Origin of the sequence: Bradyrhizobium sp. Y36, from assembly GCF_002531575.1 — a bacterium.
In the GTDB taxonomy this organism is placed as follows: domain Bacteria; phylum Pseudomonadota; class Alphaproteobacteria; order Rhizobiales; family Xanthobacteraceae; genus Bradyrhizobium.
This window is the reverse complement of sequence record NZ_NWTI01000045.1, coordinates 1-491: the sequence shown is the minus strand read 5'-3', so window position 1 is coordinate 491 and position 491 is coordinate 1. Positions and strand designations below refer to the sequence as shown.

Genomic DNA, 491 nt, shown 5'->3' with positions numbered 1-491 from the left:
TCATGGATGATCTGTTGCGGGAGTTTTTGACGGAGACCAGCGAGAGCCTGGACACCGTCGACAATCAATTGGTGAAGTTCGAGCAGGAGCCGAACAACGCCAAGATTTTGGACAACATCTTCCGCCTGGTCCACACCATCAAGGGCACTTGCGGCTTCCTCGGACTGCCGCGCCTCGAAGCGCTGGCGCATGCCGGCGAGACGCTGATGGGCAAATTCCGCGACGGCATGCCGGTGAAGGCCGAAGCGGTGACGGTGATCCTGTCCTCGATCGACCGCATCAAGGAGATCCTGGCCGGCCTCGAAGCGACCGAAGCCGAGCCCGAGGGCAACGACCGCGACCTGATCGATCAGCTCGAAGCGATGGTCGAGCAGGGCATGGCGGCGATGTCAGGCTCGGCGCAGCCGATGCCGGCTGCTGGTAGCGCCGCTCCCGTCACTGAGGCCCCGCCGCTGGCGCCGGAAGCCCCGGCTGCCGCTCCCGCAAAAGAA

Annotated in this window: 1 protein-coding gene; it reads left to right on the top strand. The window is 64.4% G+C overall.

The window, feature by feature from the left end; all coding sequences use genetic code 11:
* Window positions 1–2: 2 nt before the first annotated feature.
* Window positions 3–491 (top strand): Hpt domain-containing protein (locus tag CO669_RS34760; protein ID WP_198964424.1); only part of this gene is annotated, 489 nt, incomplete at its 3' end.